16 protein-coding genes are annotated in these 18,567 nt (G+C 66.3%); all 16 read left to right on the top strand.

Annotated features, from left to right (window positions below; translation table 11 throughout):
* Positions 1–106: 106 nt before the first annotated feature.
* The 16 genes from ACQR1B_RS19745 (at position 107) to lpxA (ending at position 18,564) form a co-directional block, all read left to right on the top strand.
* Positions 107–2,461, top strand: coding sequence for a caspase family protein (locus ACQR1B_RS19745; RefSeq protein WP_434833310.1), 2,355 nt, complete (start codon positions 107–109; stop codon positions 2,459–2,461).
* 126 nt (positions 2,462–2,587) lie between these two features.
* A complete protein-coding gene (locus ACQR1B_RS19750; protein ID WP_434833309.1) occupies positions 2,588–3,934 on the top strand; it encodes a S1C family serine protease in 1,347 nt (448 codons plus the stop codon).
* Positions 3,931–4,893 carry an FHA domain-containing protein gene (locus ACQR1B_RS19755; RefSeq protein ID WP_434833308.1) on the top strand — a complete coding sequence of 321 codons (963 nt, stop codon included), beginning with the start codon at positions 3,931–3,933 and terminating at the stop codon, positions 4,891–4,893. Before ACQR1B_RS19750 ends, ACQR1B_RS19755 begins: the two co-directional genes overlap by 4 nt.
* Positions 4,894–4,982: 89 nt before the next feature.
* Entirely contained in the window at positions 4,983–5,504 is a 522-nt protein-coding gene (locus ACQR1B_RS19760; RefSeq protein ID WP_434833307.1) for a hypothetical protein, read from the top strand.
* 153 nt (positions 5,505–5,657) lie between these two features.
* Complete coding sequence (locus ACQR1B_RS19765) at positions 5,658–6,647, top strand: 30S ribosomal protein S2 (RefSeq protein ID WP_434833306.1); 990 nt, start codon at positions 5,658–5,660, stop codon at positions 6,645–6,647.
* Positions 6,648–6,776: 129 nt separating this feature from the next.
* Positions 6,777–7,700: a translation elongation factor Ts gene (gene tsf, locus ACQR1B_RS19770; protein WP_434833305.1), complete on the top strand. Its 924-nt coding sequence runs from the start codon at positions 6,777–6,779 to the stop codon at positions 7,698–7,700.
* A gap of 86 nt (positions 7,701–7,786) precedes the next feature.
* Positions 7,787–8,503 carry a UMP kinase gene (pyrH, locus tag ACQR1B_RS19775; protein WP_434833304.1) on the top strand — a complete coding sequence of 239 codons (717 nt, stop codon included), beginning with the start codon at positions 7,787–7,789 and terminating at the stop codon, positions 8,501–8,503.
* 157 nt (positions 8,504–8,660) lie between these two features.
* Positions 8,661–9,224 carry a ribosome recycling factor gene (frr, locus tag ACQR1B_RS19780; protein WP_434833303.1) on the top strand — a complete coding sequence of 188 codons (564 nt, stop codon included), beginning with the start codon at positions 8,661–8,663 and terminating at the stop codon, positions 9,222–9,224.
* Between the two features lie 12 nt (positions 9,225–9,236).
* Entirely contained in the window at positions 9,237–9,995 is a 759-nt protein-coding gene (locus ACQR1B_RS19785) for an isoprenyl transferase (RefSeq protein ID WP_434833302.1), read from the top strand.
* A complete protein-coding gene (locus ACQR1B_RS19790; RefSeq protein ID WP_434833301.1) occupies positions 9,992–10,888 on the top strand; it encodes a phosphatidate cytidylyltransferase in 897 nt (298 codons plus the stop codon). The genes ACQR1B_RS19785 and ACQR1B_RS19790 overlap by 4 nt, the downstream gene beginning before the upstream one ends.
* A 36-nt stretch (positions 10,889–10,924) precedes the next feature.
* The gene (gene dxr / locus ACQR1B_RS19795; protein ID WP_434833300.1) at positions 10,925–12,148 is read left to right on the top strand and encodes a 1-deoxy-D-xylulose-5-phosphate reductoisomerase; all 1,224 of its coding nucleotides are present in this window, start codon (positions 10,925–10,927) and stop codon (positions 12,146–12,148) included.
* A gap of 39 nt (positions 12,149–12,187) precedes the next feature.
* Entirely contained in the window at positions 12,188–13,339 is a 1,152-nt protein-coding gene (gene rseP / locus ACQR1B_RS19800; RefSeq protein ID WP_434833299.1) for an RIP metalloprotease RseP, read from the top strand.
* Between the two features lie 174 nt (positions 13,340–13,513).
* Entirely contained in the window at positions 13,514–16,054 is a 2,541-nt protein-coding gene (gene bamA / locus ACQR1B_RS19805; RefSeq protein ID WP_434833298.1) for an outer membrane protein assembly factor BamA, read from the top strand.
* 147 nt (positions 16,055–16,201) lie between these two features.
* On the top strand, positions 16,202–17,266 hold the full coding sequence (gene lpxD, locus ACQR1B_RS19810) for a UDP-3-O-(3-hydroxymyristoyl)glucosamine N-acyltransferase (protein WP_434833297.1): 1,065 nt from the start codon (positions 16,202–16,204) through the stop codon (positions 17,264–17,266).
* Complete coding sequence (gene fabZ / locus ACQR1B_RS19815) at positions 17,266–17,724, top strand: 3-hydroxyacyl-ACP dehydratase FabZ (protein ID WP_172109555.1); 459 nt, start codon at positions 17,266–17,268, stop codon at positions 17,722–17,724. Before lpxD ends, fabZ begins: the two co-directional genes overlap by 1 nt.
* A 30-nt stretch (positions 17,725–17,754) precedes the next feature.
* A complete protein-coding gene (gene lpxA, locus ACQR1B_RS19820; protein ID WP_434833296.1) occupies positions 17,755–18,564 on the top strand; it encodes an acyl-ACP--UDP-N-acetylglucosamine O-acyltransferase in 810 nt (269 codons plus the stop codon).
* Positions 18,565–18,567 lie beyond the last annotated feature (3 nt).

An 18,567-nucleotide genomic window follows, 5' to 3' on the forward strand; every position in this document is an offset into this window, starting at 1 on the left:
ACAAAAAGCTGTGCGTCGGGCTGTACGGACACGCCTCCGTTCAACCGCGGTTCAGCCCTGCTCGCGCTGAATCCGGGGCGGGATGTCTCGAAGGGCTCGAACCGTCATGCGCTTGTCCAAGACCATCGTGTTGTCGAAGACCGTCCTGAGCGTCGCGCTCTGTCTGCTTGCGTTGGCGGCCTCGCTCCTGCCTGCCGCAGCGCAGCAGCCCGCGCCCGAGAAGCGCATCGCGCTGGTCATCGGCAACAGTGCCTATGCCAAGGGCCCGCTGGCGACGACGGCCAACGATGCCGGCCTGATCGCGCAGACGCTGCAAGCGGCGGGCTTCGACGTGATCGGCGCCCGCGATCTCGATGCCGACACGCTGCGCAAAAGCTTTCGCGATTTCATTCACAAGGCCCAGTCGTCCGACGGCAACACGGTCGCGATGGTCTATCTCGCCGGCTATGGCCTGCAGCTCGCGGGCGAGAACTATTTCATTCCGGTCGACGCCAACATCGGCAGCGATGTCGACATCCCCACCGAGGGCCTGCGTCTCAGCGACTACGTTCGCCAGCTTGCCGCGATCCCGCTGAAGGCCGGTGTGGTCGTGCTCGATGCGGCGCGCCAGCAGCCGTTCCTCACCGGCGGTCCGGCGATCGCGGGCGGGCTGGCGCTGGTCGAGCCCGACAACAACATGCTGATCGCCTTCAATGCCGCTCCAGGCACGATCGCCCCGGACGAGACGGGCTCCTACGGCGTCTATGCGCGCTCGCTGGCGGAGATGATCCGCGCCGGCGGCCTGTCGCTGCCGGAGATGTTCGACCGGTTGCGGCTGCGCGTCAACGAAGACACCAAGGGCGCACAGGTGCCGTGGGATGCGCAGAAGATCCAGTCGGCGTTCACGTTCTTCGAACGGGCCCCGGATGCTCCGTCCACGCAGGCCTCGCCCGAGCAGACCGCAGCGTTGCGCGCGCGGCCGATCCGCGAGTTGCCGGTGCAGGAGGCCTACGCCGCGGCGCTGGAGCGCGACTCGCTGCAGGGCTATGAGGACTTCATCGCCGCCTATCCGAACGATGCGCTCGCCCGGCGCGTGCGGGTGATCGTCGCCGCGCGACGCGAGGCGCTGACCTGGCGGCGGACCTATCGCACCGACAGCCCCGAGGCGTATTGGTCCTATCTGAAGCGCTATCCCCATGGTGCGCATGCCGAGGATGCGCGGCGTCGGCTGGCGATGCTGTCGGCTCAGCCCGCTCCGCCGCCGGCCTTTGCGATGATCGACTACGACGTGCCGCCGCCACCGCCCGACGAGGTCGTCTATGTCGAGCGCCCGGTGCTGCTGTTGTCGGATCCCGAGTTCGGCTTCGTGCCGCCGCCACCGCCACCGGTCTATTTCCTGCCGCCACCGCCGCCGGAGTTCGTCGATCTGTCGCCGCCTTACGCGCCGGTCGGCCTGTTCATCCTGCCGCGGCCGGTGTTCGTGCCGATTCCGGTCTATGTCCGGCCGCCGGCCTTCGTAGCGCCGCCGCCGAACAACATCATCTATCAGAACATCCACAACACCACGGTCATCAACACCGTGATCAACCGTCCGGCGCCGCCTGCCGGGCCCGTCGCGACCGGTCCCGCGGCCGGAACGTCTCCGGCCGTGGCGCCGGCGCCGGCATTGCCGCCCGCGGTGGCGCAGCGGGCGTCGCTGATCCAGCAGGGCAAGATCCCGGCGCCGGGACCGCTCGCCAATCCCGCCGGCAGGCCCGGCGGGCCGCAGGCCATTCAGGCCAACGCGCCTCCAGGGGGACCTTCAGGTGGACCTTCGCCCGCCTTGGGCAGGCCGGGGCAGGGGCCGGCCAATGGCAATGCGCTACCGGTGCCGGGCCGCGGCGGCCCGCCGGTCCCGCCGCCCTCCGCCCAGGTTCCCAATCCAAGGTCGCCGGCCTCTCCCTCGCCGGCGCAAGCCCCGCCTGGGCGGCCGGAACTGCGGGCGAGCCGCACCCCGCCGGGCGCACCGGCTGGGCCACCGACGCGGCCGTCCGCAACGCCATCCTCCCCGGTCATGCCGGCGGCCGTTCCGCGCGGCCCCGACGCCCGCCCGCGCATTCAGCAGGCCGCTCCACCGGTCCAGCACCGGGCGCCGCCGCCGTCGACGGCGCGGCTGAGCCCTCCGCCGCCGCCACGACCGCCGGCTGCACCCATGGTCCGGGCGGCTCCGCCGCGGCCGATGCCGCCGCCGCAAGTCATGCGCCCCGCTGCGCCGATGGCGCGGCCCGTACCGCCGCCGCAGATGGCACGTCCGGCTCCGCCGCCGCAGATGGCGCGGCCCGCGCCGCCGCCACAGATGATGCGTCCGGCTCCACCGCCGATGGCGGCCGTCGCACGGCCAGCGCCGCCGCCACAAATGGCGAGGCCCGCGCCGCCGCCGCCTCGTCCGGCGCCCGCGCCGGCCGCTGCGAAGAGGTGCCCGCCGAACGTCCCGCATTGCTGAGCCGTCGCGCATCGGCTCGGCGCGCTGGTTGCAACGCCGGTAGGTTTTCGATATTGGCCGGATCGCCGGATTGATCGATCGTGGGCGCATGACGTCGGCGGCCGACGACGTTTTGCGGGGGCCTCGGTGATATCAGCGTTGGTAGCTCGCGTGCGCGCGCTGTGTTTGCGACGTGCAATCCTCGCCGCCTTGTGCTGCGCCGTCCCGACGGCGTTCTCGCCGCCGGCGGATGCGCAGGCGCTGGTTGGGGCAGAGACCGTGTACGCGTCGGCACCGCCGCGCCTGCTGCAGATCCGCACCCTCGTCGCCGATGCCGGCCGCCAGACCTCGACCGGCTCCGGCTTTCTGGTCTCCGCCGACGGGCTTGCGGTCACCAACTATCACGTCGTCTCGGATGCCGCGCTGGAGCCGAAGACGTACCGGCTGGAATATACCGGGGCCGACGGCACGCAGGGGAGCGTGACGCTGCTCGCGGTCGACCTGCCCAACGATCTCGCGCTGGTTCGCGTCGACAAGCAGAACGCGCCGTTCTTCTCATTCGACAAGGCCGCGCTCGACGGCAGCCTGCCGAAGGGTGAGCGGCTGTATTCGCTCGGCAACCCGCTCGACCTCGGCTTCACGATCATCGAGGGCACCTATAACGGCCTCGTCGAGCACAGCTACAACGATCACATCCATTTCACCGGTGCGCTCAATCCCGGCATGAGCGGCGGTCCCGCCGTCAATGGCCAAGGGCAGGTGGTCGGCGTCAACGTCGCCACGCGCCGCGGCGGCCAGCTCATCAGCTTCCTGGTGCCGGCGCGGTTCGCCGCCGCCCTGCTGGCGCGCGGCCAGGATGCCAGGCCGGCCGCGGCCGATCTGCGCAAGGACGTGATCGCGCAGCTCACGAGCTGGCGCGGTGCTCTCTACACATCCCTGGTCGATACGGGTTTCCGCGACCGCGTGTTCGGGTCCTATCAGGCGCCGGAAACGCGCGCGGCGTGGTTCGAATGCTGGGCCAGCACCAACGCCAGCGCCTCGCCGAAGCCGCGCGCCAGCATCAACTCGACCAGCTGCAAGGCCGAGGCGAGCGTGTATGTCGCCTCCGATCTCAACACCGGCACGGTCGAGGTCAATCACTCCTACGCGAAGTCGATCGACCTCAACTCGTTCCAGTTCGCGACCGTACTGACGCAGCTCGCGCAGCCGCGGCTCACCATGGGCGGCTCGTTCCGCAAATGGTACACGCCGCAGCACTGCCACGAGGATTTCGTCGGCGTCACGCCGGCGGCGGATCATCCGCCGTTGCGGGTGATGTGGTGCGCGCAGGGCTATCGCGAGTTCGACGGACTCTATGACGTCGCGCTGGTCGCGGTGACGCAGGACCACGCCGACGAAGCGCTGGTGTCGCGGCTCAATCTGCAGGCGATCGCCTATGACGACGCGCTCCGGCTCGGCAAGAGCTTTCTCGAACGGCTCCAGGTCGCCCGATGATCTGGATCGAGATTCTTTCCAGGCATCGCGACGTCGCCGGCCGTTTCCGCGTCGATGCGGCCGAGATCACCATCGGCCGCGGCTACGACAATCACGTCATCCTCGATGATCCCTTCGTCGCGGCGCGCCACGTTCGCATCTTCCGTGACGGCGAGGGACGCCTCGTCGCCGAGGATCTCGGCAGCGCCAACGGCCTCTATCTCGACCGCAGCAAGAGCCGGAAGCCGCAACTCGTCCTCGACGGCCTCGAGCCGATCCGGATCGGGCAGACGCTGCTTCGCGTCCGCGACCCCGGCCATGCCGTCGAGCCGGAGCTGCTCGTGGGATCGGAACGCAGCGCGCTGCCGATCGTCGCCGCGATTGCGCTCGGTGGCGTGCTGCTGGCCATCAGCACGATCATGGTCTGGTTCGCGCAGACGACCGAGGCGCATCTGTCCGACTATCTCGTGCCAACGCTCACGATGGCCGGGGTGGTGCTGGCATGGGTCGGCGTGTGGGCGCTGCTGGCACGTTTGTTCTCGGGTCGGTCGCATTTCCTGCGCCATCTCCTGATCGCACAGGCGGGGCTGGTCGGGTTCTGGATCTACAGCGAGTTTGCGCAGATCGCCTCGTTCGCCCTGACGTGGACGACCGTCTTCACGTATGGCTACGTCGTCTCGTGGATCGTTCTGGCGGCGATTTGCTTCCTGCATCTGCGCGAGGTCGGACGCACGCACTTACTCGCCAAGGGCGTGGTGGTCGGTCTGCTGCTCGTCGTCGCGATCGCGGTTCAGACTGTACAGCGCTCGGAGGCGTTTGCGAATTCCGGCCGTCCCAATGTCAGCCACGTGCTGATGCCGCCATCTTTGCGCCTGGTCCCGCTGCGCGACGGGCAGGCGTTCTTCGACGGAATCGCTGATCTCAAGGCAAAGCTCGACGCCGATCGCGCCGAGATGAAGCCCGCTGCTGTGGGGCGTTGAGCACAGTTCCACTCTCTTCTTCCCCGGCGATTGCAAGTTCCCGAGGTTCCGTCCTAGCCTTGCTCCGGGTTTTTACGGGGAGTTGGGACATGAACAGGCGGGCGCTGCTGGGACTGGGTGCGGCACTATTGGTATCAGGATGCCTTACGGGAAAAGAGGGCACCGAATATGCGGTCGTATCCCAGAAGATCGGAGCGCCGCGGCCGGGTCATTCCCGCATCATCATCATGAGCCTGAAAGATTCCTGGTTGGACCGCACCAATTGCGACGCCAAGGTCGACGGCATCGCGCTGAACCGCCTGATGCCGGGAACGTATGCCTATGTCGACCGGCCGGCCGGACCGCACCACCTCACCGCGACCCAAACGCTGTTCCCGGGCGAAACCGTCCTCGACTTCAATACCGAGCCTGGACGGACGTATTTCTTCTCGATCAAGCCCAGCGAACGATCGAGGGCCATGCAGGGTGGTGCCATCATGTTCGGCCTCGTCGGGATGGGCGTCATGGCGGCGGCTTCGTCGGGAGCCGACAACAAGGGGCCCGTCGACCTGGTGCCGCTGCAGGAAAGCCAGGCCAGGACGGCCATGACCGAGCTGCTGCAGGCCGAATAGGCCCATTTTCCTTGCGTTGCGCCAAAATCCGGCTATATACCGCGCCATCTCACACGGAAACTTGGCTCTCCTAGAGGGCGTCCGGTGGCAAGCCGGGCCGTAACGGCCCGTTTTTGCTCACGCGTTTCCGGAGGAACAACCGGAGAATATCCAATGGCGCTGCCTGAATTCACGATGCGCCAGCTGCTCGAAGCTGGCGTGCACTTTGGTCACCAGTCTCACCGCTGGAATCCGAAAATGGCCGATTTCATTTTCGGAAGCCGCAACAACATCCACATCATCGACCTCGCCCAGACCGTGCCGCTGCTGCACACGGCGCTGCAGGCCGTGAGCGATACCGTCGCCAAGGGCGGCCGCATCCTGTTCGTCGGCACCAAGCGCCAGGCCCAGGACAACGTCGCCGACGCGGCCAAGCGCTGCGCGCAATATTTCGTCAATTCGCGCTGGCTCGGCGGCACGCTGACCAACTGGAAGACGATCTCGGCCTCGATCAAGCGCCTGCGCCACCTCGACGAGGTGCTGTCGTCGGGCGAAGCCAACTCCTACACCAAGAAGGAGCGGCTGACCCTGCAGCGCGAGCGCGACAAGCTCGACCGTTCGCTCGGCGGCATCAAGGACATGGGCGGTCTGCCCGACATGATCTTCGTGATCGACACCAACAAGGAAGACATCGCGATCCAGGAGGCCCAGCGCCTCAACATCCCGGTCGCCGCGATCGTCGACACCAATTGCGATCCGAAGGGCATCACTTATGTGGTGCCGGGCAATGACGACGCAGGCCGCGCCATCACGCTGTATTGCGACCTGATCGCACGCGCCGCCATCGACGGCATCTCGCGCGCCCAGGGCGAACTCGGCATCGACGTCGGCGCTTCTGCTGCCCCGCTGGAGGAAGAGCTTCCGGCTGCGGCCGCCTCGACGTTCCAGGGTCTGCCTGGTCCGCGCGGCACCGCCGACGACCTCAAGAAGCTCACCGGAGTGTCCGGCGCGATCGAGAAGAAGCTCAACGATCTCGGCATCTTCCACTTCTGGCAGCTCGCCGAGCTCACCCACGACACCGCGCACCAGATCGGCGAAGAAGTCGGTCTTCCGAGCCGGGCGGATGCCTGGGTCGCGCAGGCCAAGTCGCTCGCCGACGCGTAACACGACGCACCACCACTCTGGCCGGCGCACGGCGCCGGCCATCGCGACTGATCGAGGTATTTCCTGGCAGCGGATGGCGATGGGCCTTCCGCTGCGTCGCGCTTTGGACAGGCAAAAGGACGTTCAACGATGGCAAATATCACCGCAGCGATGGTGAAGGATCTGCGCGAGTCGACCGGCGCGGGCATGATGGATTGCAAGGCCGCGCTCACCGAGGCGGGCGGCGACATGCAGGCCGCGCAGGATTGGCTGCGCAAGAAGGGCCTGTCGAAGGCCGCCAAGAAGGCCGGCCGCGTCGCGGCCGAGGGCCTGATCGGCGCGCTGACCTCGGGCAAGAAGGGCGTGGTCGTCGAGGTCAACTCCGAGACCGACTTCGTCGCGCGCAACGAGCACTTCCAGGGCCTGGTCAAGATGATCGCCCAGGTCGCACTCGACGTCGGCGCCGACGTCGAGAAGATCAAGGCGGCCAAGGTCGGCAGCATCACGGTCGAGGCCGCGATTGCCGATTCGATCGCGACCATCGGCGAGAACCAGACGCTGCGCCGCGCGGCCGGGCTCGAAGTGAGCGAGGGCGTCGTGTCGAGCTACGTGCATGGCGCCGTCATCGAGGGCGCCGGCAAGCTCGGCGTGATCGTGGCGCTGGAGTCGCCGGGCAAGACCGACGAGCTCGCAGCCCTCGGCCGTCAGCTCGCGATGCATGTCGCCGCGGCCAACCCGCAGGCGATCGATGCCTCCGGTCTCGACCCGGAACTCGTCAAGCGGGAGAAGGACGTGCTCGCCGACAAGTACCGTCAGCAGGGTAAGCCGGAAAACGTGATCGAGAAGATCGTCGAGTCCGGCCTGAAGACCTACTACAAGGAAGTCACCCTGCTCGAGCAGGCCTTCATCCACGACAGCGGCAAGTCGGTCGCGCAGGCGCTGAAGGAGGCCGAAGGCAAGGTCGGCGGTCCGATCAAGGTCGCCGGTTTCGTTCGCTATGCCCTCGGTGAGGGCATCGAGAAGGAAGAGAGCGACTTCGCTGCCGAAGTCGCTGCCGCCAGCGGCAAGAAATGACGCACGGCGTCAACGACTGAGTTCAGTCATGATCCGGCGCATGTCTGCGCCGGATCTCAACGCGCGGGACAGGAGAGCATTGGCACATGGCTGAGCCGGTCTATCGTCGCGTCGTGGTCAAGCTGTCCGGCGAGTATCTCGCTGGCCCTCATTCCTTCGGCATCGACCAGCCGACCGTCGATCGCATCGCCGACGACCTCATTGCAGCGCAAAAACTCGGCGTCGAGATCGCCGTCGTTGTCGGAGGCGGCAACATGGTGCGTGGCGTCGAGGTGTCCTCGCAGGGGGTGTCGCGTGCGACCGGTGACACCATGGGCATGCTTGCGACCGTCATGAACTGCCTTGCGCTGGAAGCCGCAATCCAGCGTAAGGGCAAGCCGGCGCTGGCGCTGTCCGCCTTCGTCATGCCGCAGGTGTGCGAGCTGTTCACGCGCGCTGCGGCGCACAAGGCGCTGGCCGAGGGACGCATCGTCGTGCTCGGGGGCGGCACCGGCAATCCCTATTTCACGACAGATACCACGGCGGTCTTGCGGGCGGCCGAGATCGGCGCCCAGGCGGTGCTGAAGGCCACCAATGTCGATGGCGTCTACAGCGCCGATCCCAAGAAGGATCCGACCGCGAAGCGCTTCGACCGGCTGACCCATTCCCAGGCCATCGAAGGCGGCTACAAGGTCATGGACGCCACCGCATTCGCACTTGCCCGCGAAACGTCGCTGCCTATCATTGTTTTCTCGATTGCCGAACCCGCCTCCATCGGCGCGATGCTGCAGGGCGCAGGGTGCGGCACCATCGTCGCGGGGTGAGTCTCGGCGGCCGGTGTTGGACCGGTCGCGCGCCTGCGGTAGAAGCGTATTCGACATAGGAATTCGTCCGGAAGTCGTTCGAGATTGGTCGCCGGCCTTCAAGGAGGCCCGGCAGGACCGGCCGCAGAGCCCCGGTCGTTGCAGAAAGGAAAGCTTGATGTCCACGGACAAGTTCGACCTCAACGAATTGAAGCGCCGCATGCAGGGCGCGACCCAGGCGCTGAAGCACGAACTCAGCGGTCTGCGCACCGGCCGTGCCTCGGCGTCCATGGTGGAGCCGGTCCAGGTCGAGGCCTATGGCTCGCACATGCCGCTGAACCAGCTCGCGACCGTGTCGGTGCCGGAGCCGCGGCTGCTGTCGGTGCAGGTGTGGGACAAGTCGATGGTCAAGGCGGTCGAAAAGGCGATCGTCGATTCCAATCTCGGCCTGTCGCCGGCGACCGAGGGGCAGGTGATCCGGCTGCGCATTCCCGAGCTCAACCAGGAGCGGCGCAAGGAACTGGTCAAGGTCGCGCACAAATATGCCGAAGCTGCCCGTGTCGCCGTGCGCCACGTTCGCCGTGACGGTCTCGACGTCGTCAAGAAGCTCGAAAAGAACCACGAGATTTCCGAGGATGATCAGGAGCGCTTCGCGGCCGACGTGCAGAAGGCGACCGACAGCGTGATCTCGGAGATCGATCAGATGCTGGCGGCGAAGGAAAAGGAAATCCTGACCGTCTGAAGGATGCGCTGGATGTCCAATGCCGCGGCCCCGGTGACGGAGGCGCCGGACCGGTCCGATGGACCGGCCCATGTTGCCATCATCATGGATGGCAATGGCCGCTGGGCTGCGGCGCGCGGGCTGCCGCGCGCGGAAGGACACCGCCGTGGCGTCGAGGCGTTGCGCCGCGTGGTGCGCGCTTCGCATGAACTCGGCATCCGCTATCTCACCATCTTCTCATTCTCGTCCGAGAACTGGTCGCGTCCGGCGAGCGAGATCGGCGACCTGTTCGGCCTGCTGCGCCGCTTCATCCGCAACGATCTCGCCAGCCTGCATCGCGACGGCGTGCGCGTCCGGGTGATCGGTGAGCGCGACGGGCTCGAGCCAGACATCTGCGCGCTGCTCGGCGAGGCCGAGGACCTGACCCGGGGCAATACCAAGCTGACGCTGGTGGTCGCCTTCAATTACGGCTCGCGCCAGGAGATCGCGCGCGCCGCCCAGCGGCTGGCACGCGAGGTCGCCGAGGGGCGGCGCGATCCCGCCTCGATCGATGCCGACGCGATCGGCGCTCGTCTCGACGCGCCCGACATTCCCGATCCCGACCTGATCATCCGCACCAGCGGCGAGCAGCGGCTGTCGAACTTCCTGATGTGGCAGGCCGCCTATAGCGAATTGGTGTTCGTCCCGATCCATTGGCCCGATTTCGACAAGGCCGCGCTCGAAGGCGCGATTGCCGAATTCGGCCGGCGTGAACGCCGTTTCGGCGGCCTCGTGGCGAAAACCGCCTCGTGAGCAAACCCGACACCGCAGCCGCCGGAGACGCCGCCTCGCGCAACGAGGCCGCTCAGCGCAGTCCCGATGCGCAGCCGAAAAAGTCCGCGCCCAGCAATCTCGTGATGCGGGTTGCGGCTGCGCTGGTGCTGGTGCCGCTGGCGCTGGGCGCGGCCCGTGCCGGCGGCCCGTTCTGGACCGCGCTGGTCACGGTCGTTGCGGTCGGCCTGCATCTCGAATGGCTGATGGTGGTCGGCGAGCTCCGAACGGCGCGCGTCGGCACGGCCGGCGCGCTCGCCATCGCGATGGCGGGGATTTGCTGTGCGTTCGGCCTGATCGATTTTGCAATGGTCGTGCTCGCCGTCGGGCTCGTGCTGGTCACGGTCCTTGCGGCAGGCCGCCGCACCTGGGTCGCCGCCGGCTTCGTCTATGCTGCGGCGGCCGAGCTCGCCTCGGTGCTGGTGCGCTTGGATGTCTCCGAGGGATGGCACGCGCTGGTGCTGGTGTTCCTGGTGGTCTGGGCGAGCGACATCGGCGGCTATGTCGCGGGGCGCGGCATCGGCGGGCCGAAACTGGCGCCGCGGATCAGCCCGAACAAGACCTGGGCGGGTGCGATCGGCGGCTTCGCTGCGAGCCTCGCCGCCGCCGCAGCCTGGTCGCTCGCCGGTGCCGGTGGGCTGGGGGGGATGCTGATGCTGGCGGCGCTGTTGTCGATCGTGTCCCAGCTCGGCGACCTCGCCGAGTCCGCGGTCAAGCGGCGGTTTGGCGTCAAGGACTCAAGTCACATCATTCCCGGCCATGGCGGCCTACTGGACCGCCTGGACGGCTATGTCGCGGCGATCGTGTTTGCCGCGCTCGTCGGTTTGCTGCGGGGCGGCCTCGATGGTGTCGGCCGCGGACTTCTGGTTTGGTGACCGGCCCTTCTGACTGGTCGAGATTTTGGTGAAAACATGAGCGCAGTGCCATTGCGGAACAACAAGGCAGGTCTCGCGGAGGTGCGCAGCATCACCGTGCTCGGCGCGACCGGCTCGATCGGCGATTCGACCATGGACCTGTTGCGCGGCGCGCCCGAGCGCTACCGGGTCGAGGCGCTGACCGGAAACAGCAACGTCGATGGTCTGGTGAAGCTGGCGCGGGAGTTCAATCCGCGCTTCGTGGCGGTCGCCGATCCTGCGAGGCTGCAGGAGCTGCGCGATGCGCTGGCCGGCACCGGGATCGCATGCGGGGGCGGGGAGAGCGCCATCATCGAGGCCGCCGCCCGTCCCGCCGACTGGGTCATGGCCGCGGTGTCCGGCGCCGCCGGGCTGAAGCCGGCGCTGGCCGCGGTCGATCGCGGCGCCACGGTGGCGCTCGCCAACAAGGAATGCCTGGTCTGTGCCGGTGATTTCTTCATGCAGCGGGCGGCGCAGGCCGGCGCCTGCATCCTGCCGGCCGATTCCGAGCACAACGCGCTGTTCCAGGCGCTGTCGTCGGGCAATCGCGAGGAGCTGGTCCGCGTCATCATCACCGCCTCGGGCGGTCCGTTCCGCACCTGGGCGCCCGCCGATATCGAGCAGGCGACCTTGGCGCAGGCGCTGAAGCACCCGAACTGGAGCATGGGCCAGAAGATCACGATCGATTCGGCCTCGATGATGAACAAGGGCCTCGAGGTGATCGAGGCGTCGTATCTGTTCGCGCTGGCGCCCGACGAGATCGACGTGCTGGTGCATCCGCAGTCGATCGTCCATGGCATGGTCGAATTCTCCGACCGCTCGGTGGTGGCCCAGCTCGGCGCCCCGGACATGCGGATCCCGATCGCGCATTGCCTCGGCTGGCCCGACCGCATCAAGGGTCCGTCCGCGCGGCTCGATCTGGCCAAGATCGGCACCCTGACGTTCGAGGCGCCGGATTTCGAGCGCTTCCCGGGTTTGCGGCTCGCCTATGAGTCGCTGCGCACCGGACGCGGCGCGACAACGGTGTTCAACGCCGCCAACGAGGTCGCGGTGGCGGCCTTCATCGCCGGGCAGATCCGCTTCGGTGCGATTGCCCGTCTGGTCGAAGCGACTCTCGAGCAATGGACGCGATCAGGTAATCTGGCACCGCTCAGTTCGGCGGACGACGCGATCGCCATTGACCATGAGGCACGAAAAAGCGCCGCGGGCCTCTTGCCTCAAATCGCCGCAAAAGCATCTTAGTGGGTCGGACGGGCCTCCGGCCCGCGGGAAGGTAATCGGATGACCGAATTTTTCCACCATATTTTCAATACGTTGAGCAACGGCCTGCTCGGCACCATCATCCCCTTCCTGTTCGTGCTGACGATCGTGGTGTTCTTCCACGAGCTCGGCCATTTCCTGATCGCGCGCTGGGCCGGCGTGAAGGTGTTAACGTTTTCGCTCGGATTTGGTCCGGAACTGATCGGTTTCAATGACCGGCACAACACCCGCTGGAAGATCTCCGCCATTCCGCTCGGCGGCTATGTGAAGTTCTTCGGCGACGAATCCGAGGCCTCGACCCCCTCGACCGAGGCGCTGGCCAAGATGACGGCCGAGGAGCGCGCCGACAGCTTCCATCACAAGACCGTCGGACAGCGCGCGGCGATCGTCGCCGCCGGCCCGATCGCCAATTTCATCCTCGCCGTCGTCATCTTCGCCGGCATGGCGCTGTATTACGGCAAGCCGAACACGACCCCGCGGGTCGATGCGGTGCAGCCGGACAGCGTCGCGGCCGCCGCCGGCTTCAAGACCGGCGACGTCATTGCCGCGATCGACGGCCGGACGATCGAGACCTTCGCCGACATGCAGCGGGTGGTGTCGGTCAATGCCGGCTCGGAACTGTCCTTCCTGATCAAGCGCGATGGCGCGGAACTGACGCTCAAGGCGACGCCGGCGCTCAAGGAGGTCAAGGACCCATTCGGCAACAGCCACCGCATCGGCGTTCTCGGCATCCAATACAACGCCAAGCCGGACGAATCGCGGGCCATCCCGGTCGGGTTCCTCGAATCGATCAAGTTCGGCTTCGAGCAGGTCTGGTTCATCATCGCCACGACCTTCAAGTTCATCGCCTCGCTGTTCGCCGGCAGCGGCAGCGCCGGAGATCTCGGCGGACCGATTCGCATTGCCCAACTTTCGGGCCAGGCGGCGAGCCTGGGGTTCCAGGTTCTGGTCAATTGGTGTGCAATGATTTCGGTCTCGATCGGGCTTTTGAACCTGTTTCCGGTTCCGCTGCTCGATGGCGGGCACCTGCTGTTCTACGGATTCGAGGCGGTCCGCGGCCGGCCGTTGTCCGAACGGGCCCAGGAGATGGGGTTCCGAATCGGCCTGGGTCTCGTCCTGATGCTGATGGTCTTTGCGACGTATAATGACATCCTGCACCTCGCGGGGTCCTGAACGCGGCATTTTAACGACGTGGCCGTTGGGCAACGTTTTGAAACGAATTTGAAAATTGGGAGACATCCAGCGTTTGCCGCCGTGACCAAATTGGCTACAAGCGATCGACAAATGGGAATCTGTCGGTTTCGGTAGGGGTACCGGAACCGGCGTCGGAATAAGGGCGCGTAGCGCATGAACTTCGGATTGCGGGTGCGGGGGGGCTTGGCGGCCGCCTTTATCATGTTCGCCGGCTCGGCGGTTTTGCCGCTGGCGAGCGTGGTCGTTTCGTCGCCAGCTGCTGCTCAAACGGTCAACTCGATCGAAGTGGTCGGCAACCGCCGTGTCGAGCTGGAAACAATCCGCTCATATTTCAAGCCGGGTCCCGGCGGCACGTTGGACGCCGGCCGCGTCGATGACGGCCTCAAGGCGCTGATCGAGACCGGCCTGTTCTCGGACGTGAAGATCAACCGTCAGGGCGGGCGGCTGATCGTGACCGTGGTCGAGAACCCGGTCATCGGCCGTGTCGCTTTCGAGGGCAACAAGAAGGTCAAGGACGAGCAGCTCCAGTCCGAGGTCCAGTCGAAGCCGCGCGGAACCCTGTCGCGCCCGATGGTCCAGTCCGATGCCCAGCGCATCGCCGAGATCTACCGCCGCTCCGGCCGTTATGACGTCCGCGTCACGCCCGAAATGATCGAGCAGCCGAACAACCGTGTCGACCTGATCTTCACGGTCGAGGAAGGCGCGAAGACTGGCGTGAAGTCGATCGAGTTCGTCGGCAACAACGCCTTTTCGTCCTACCGCCTGAAGGACGTCATCAAGACCCACGAGACCAACCTGCTGAGCTTCCTCGGCTCCGGCGACGTCTACGACCCCGACCGCGTCGAGGCCGATCGCGACCTGATTCGCCGCTTCTACCTCAAGAACGGCTATGCCGACGTGCAGGTGGTGGCCGCGCTCACCGAATACGATCCGGAGCGCAAGGGCTTCCTCGTCACCTTCAAGATCGAGGAAGGCCAGCAGTACCGCGTCGGTTCGGTCGACTTCCAGTCGTCGATCTCGACGCTCGATGCGACCACGTTGCGCGGTTATTCGCGCGTCAGCGTCGGCTCGCTCTACAACGTCGAGAACATCGAGAAGTCGGTCGAGGAGATGCAGATCGAGGCCTCGCGGCGCGGCTATGCCTTCGCGGTGGTCCGTCCGCGCGGCGACCGCAACTTCGAGGCTCATACCGTGTCGGTGGTGTTCGCCGTCGACGAGGGCCCGCGCACCTATATCGAGCGCATCAACATCCGCGGCAACACCCGCACCCGCGACTACGTTATCCGCCGTGAGTTCGACATCTCCGAGGGCGATGCCTACAACCGCGCGCTGGTCGACCGTGCCGAGCGCCGCCTGAAGAACCTCGACTTCTTCAAGGACGTGAAGATCTCGACCGAGCCGGGCTCGTCGAGCGACCGCGTCATCCTGGTCGTCAATCTCGAGGAGAAGTCGACCGGCGACTTCTCGATCTCCGGCGGCTATTCGACCACGGACGGTGCGCTGGCCGAGGTCTCGATCTCCGAGCGCAACTTCCTCGGCCGCGGCCTGTTCGCCAAGGCGTCGGTGACCTACGGCCAGTTCGCCCGCGGCTACTCGCTCTCGTTCGTCGAGCCCTATCTGCTCGACTACCGGGTCGCGCTGGGTCTCGACCTCTATCAGCGCCAGCAGCTCGCCAACAACTTCATCTCCTACGGCACCAAGACGCTCGGCTTCAGCCCGCGGCTCGGCTTCCAGCTGCGCGAGGATCTGTCCTTGCAGCTGCGCTACTCGATCTACCGCCAGGAGATTTCGCTGCCGCAGACGCTGTCCGACTGTAACAACGTCGCCGCAGGCACCCTGATCGGCAACCGCTTCGTGCCGTTCAACCCGACGCCGGCGTTCATCAATGCCAATGGTATTGCCGATCCGAACGGCGGCCTGGGCTGTTTCGCCAATGGTGAAGCCTCGCTGCCGGTCCGCCAGGAGCTGGCGAACGGCGCGACGCTCACCTCGGCGCTCGGCTACACGCTGAACTACAACACGCTCGACAACAACAAGAACCCGACCGACGGCCTGCTGATCGACTTCAAGCAGGACTTCGCGGGTGTCGGCGGCGACGTGTCCTACCTGAAGACCGCGTTCGATGCGAAGTACTTCACCCCGCTGGTGTCGGACATCGTCAGCATCGTCCATCTGCAGGGCGGCATCCTGAACAAGATCGGCAACAACCAGCTGCGCATGCTGGACCACTTCCAGATGGGGCCGAACCTGGTTCGCGGCTTCGCCCCCAACGGCATCGGTCCGCGTGACATCAACCCGTTCGGCACCCAGGATGCGCTGGGCGGCACCAAGTACTGGGGCGCTTCGGTCGAATTCCAGATGCCGTTCTGGTTCCTGCCGAAGGAAGTGGGCCTGAAGGGTGCGGTTTATGCCGACGCGGGCGGCCTGTGGGGCTACCAGGGACCGACATCGTGGGCAGCCACGGGCGAGGTCAACCAGCCCGGCTGTGCCAAGCCGACGCGCAATCCCAACAACGCCGGCACCTGCCTTGGCTTGCAGTTCGACGACCAGAACACGGTCCGCAGCTCGGTCGGTGTGGGTCTGGTGTGGGCGTCGCCGTTCGGTCCGCTGCGCTTCGACTACGCGATCCCGCTCACCAAGGGCCAGTTCGACCGGACCCAGGAGTTCCGGTTCGGTGGCGGCACCACGTTCTAAGGCTTGATCATCGGAGCCTTGGACCAATCGGGTCTGGATTGATCGAATCCGGGTTGGCGCAGGGCAACCATGCCGGTGTAAGAGATGGGAGCTCGGTTCCGGGACACCGGAGCCGGGCTCTAACGTTTTGTCCTGAGAGTGCGACGGATGGCCCAGCCGACCTTCTTCCAACCTCCACCGCCTACGACGCTGGCGGCAATCGCGGCGGCTGCCAAGGCCACCCTGGTCGACGCCTCACGCGGAGAGCAGGTGATCAAGGGACTGGCTTCGCTGGATGAAGCCGGGCCGATGCATCTGGCGTTCTTCGACAACCTCAAATACGCCGACCAGCTCGCCGGCACCAAGGCCGGCGCCTGTCTGGTCAGCCCGCGCTTCGAGGCGCGGGTGCCGGCGCATGTCGCAGTGATCAGGGCCAACCAGCCGTTCCGCGCTTTCGTGCAGCTGGCGCGCGAATTCCACGCCGATGCGCTGCGGCCGCAGCCCTGGCTCGGTGACGACGGCATCTCGCCCCAGGCGATCATCGATCCCAGCGCGCGGCTGGAGGACGGCGTGATCGTCGAGCCGCTGGCGGTGATCGGCGCCCATGTCGAGATCGGGGCGGGGACCATCGTCGGCGCCGGCGCCGTGATCGGCCCGCACGTCAAGATCGGGCGTGACGGCAATGTCGGCGCCCGCACCGTCATCCAATGCGCGCTGATCGGCAACGACGTGCTGATCCATCCGGGCTGCAGCATCGGCCAGGACGGTTATGGCTTCATCTTCTTCGGAGCGGACGGTCACACCAAGGTGCCGCAGACCGGGCGGGTGATCATCCAGAACCATGTCGAGGTCGGTGCCGGCACGACCATCGATCGCGGCAGCCTGCGCGATACGGTGATCGGCGAGGGCACCAAAATCGACAATCAGGTCCAGATCGGCCACAATGTCACAATCGGGCGGCATTGCCTGCTGGCGGCCCAGATCGGGCTGGCAGGAAGCCTCACGATCGGCGACAACGTCGCGCTCGGGGCGAAGGTCGGCATCAACAATCACCTCACGATCGGCGATGGCGCACAGGTGACCGCGATGAGCGGCGTCAAGGACGACATCCCGCCGAACGGGCGGTGGGGCGGCTTCTTCGCCAAGCCGACCAAGCAGTGGTTCCGCGAGATCGTTGCGGTGGAACGGCTGGTACGTGATCAGGCAGCGAGCAGGGACGAAGGACGGGAGTGATGGAGGAGTCACCCATCAGGTTTGCGGACATCGACATCAACGAGATTCTCAAGACGCTGCCGCATCGTAACCCGTTTCTCCTGATCGACCGCGTGAAGAACATCCGCGCCGATTACAGCGGCATCGGCGTCAAGAACGTCTCTTTCAACGAGCCGTGCTTCCAGGGCCATTTTCCGGAGCGGCCGGTGTATCCGGGCGTGCTGATGATCGAGGGCATGGCGCAGACCGCGGGCGTCATCGGCATCAAGTCGGTCGAGGGCACGGAAAAGCCGCGAGCGGTGTATTTCCTCACCATCGACAAGTGCAAGTTCCGCAAGCCGGTGCTGCCGGGCCAGACGATCGAATATCACATGCGCTCGATCGGCCGGCGCAAGACGATGTGGTGGTTCCACGGCGACGCGAAAGTCGATGGCGTGGTGGTCGCGGAAGCCGATGTCGGCGCGATGCTGACCGACTGACGCGCGGTGAGAGAAGTTGATTGCGTCGAGATGAACAAGATTGATCCCACCGCCCGCGTCGAGGACGGCGCCGTCATCGGCGACGGCACCGTCATCGGACCCTACTGCATCATCGGCCCCAACGTCGTCATCGGGACGAATTGCCGGCTGATCAGCCACGTCCAGATCATGGGGCATACGACGCTCGGCGACGACAACGTCATCTCGCCGTTCGTCGTGCTCGGCGGCGCGCCGCAGGATCTCAGCTATCGCGGCGAGCCGCACCGGCTGGAGATCGGCTCCGGCTGCACCTTCCGCGAAGGCGTGACGATGAACATCGGCACCACCAAGGGCGGCGGCCTGACCAAGGTCGGCAATGCCGGGTTCTTCATGAACAACGCCCATGTCGCCCATGACTGCGTGGTCGGCGACAACGTGATCTTCGCGACCTCGGCGACGCTGGGCGGTCATGTCGAGGTCGGCGATGCCGTCTACATCGGCGGCCTCTCCGCCGTGCATCAGTTCACCCGCATCGGCCATGGCGTGATGGTCGGCGGTGTCTGCGGCGTGCGCGGCGACATCATTCCCTACGGTCTCGTCAACGGCCAGTACGCCGCGCTCGAAGGCCTCAACGTCATCGGCATGAAGCGCCGCAAGTTCACCCGCGAGCGGCTCGCCACGGTGCGTGCGTTCTATCAGAAGCTGTTCCACGGTCCCGGCGTGTTCGCGGATCGTATGGCCGCCGTGCGTCCGCTCGCCGGCGAGGATCCGGCCATCGCCGAAATCCTGGCCTTCATCGATGGTGGCCGCCATCGCGCTTTGTGCCTGCCCGAGATCGGCAGGCCGGCAACCGAGCATTGAGCG

It is taken from the genome of Bradyrhizobium oligotrophicum (assembly GCF_051168495.1).
Taxonomy (GTDB): domain Bacteria; phylum Pseudomonadota; class Alphaproteobacteria; order Rhizobiales; family Xanthobacteraceae; genus Bradyrhizobium; species Bradyrhizobium oligotrophicum_A.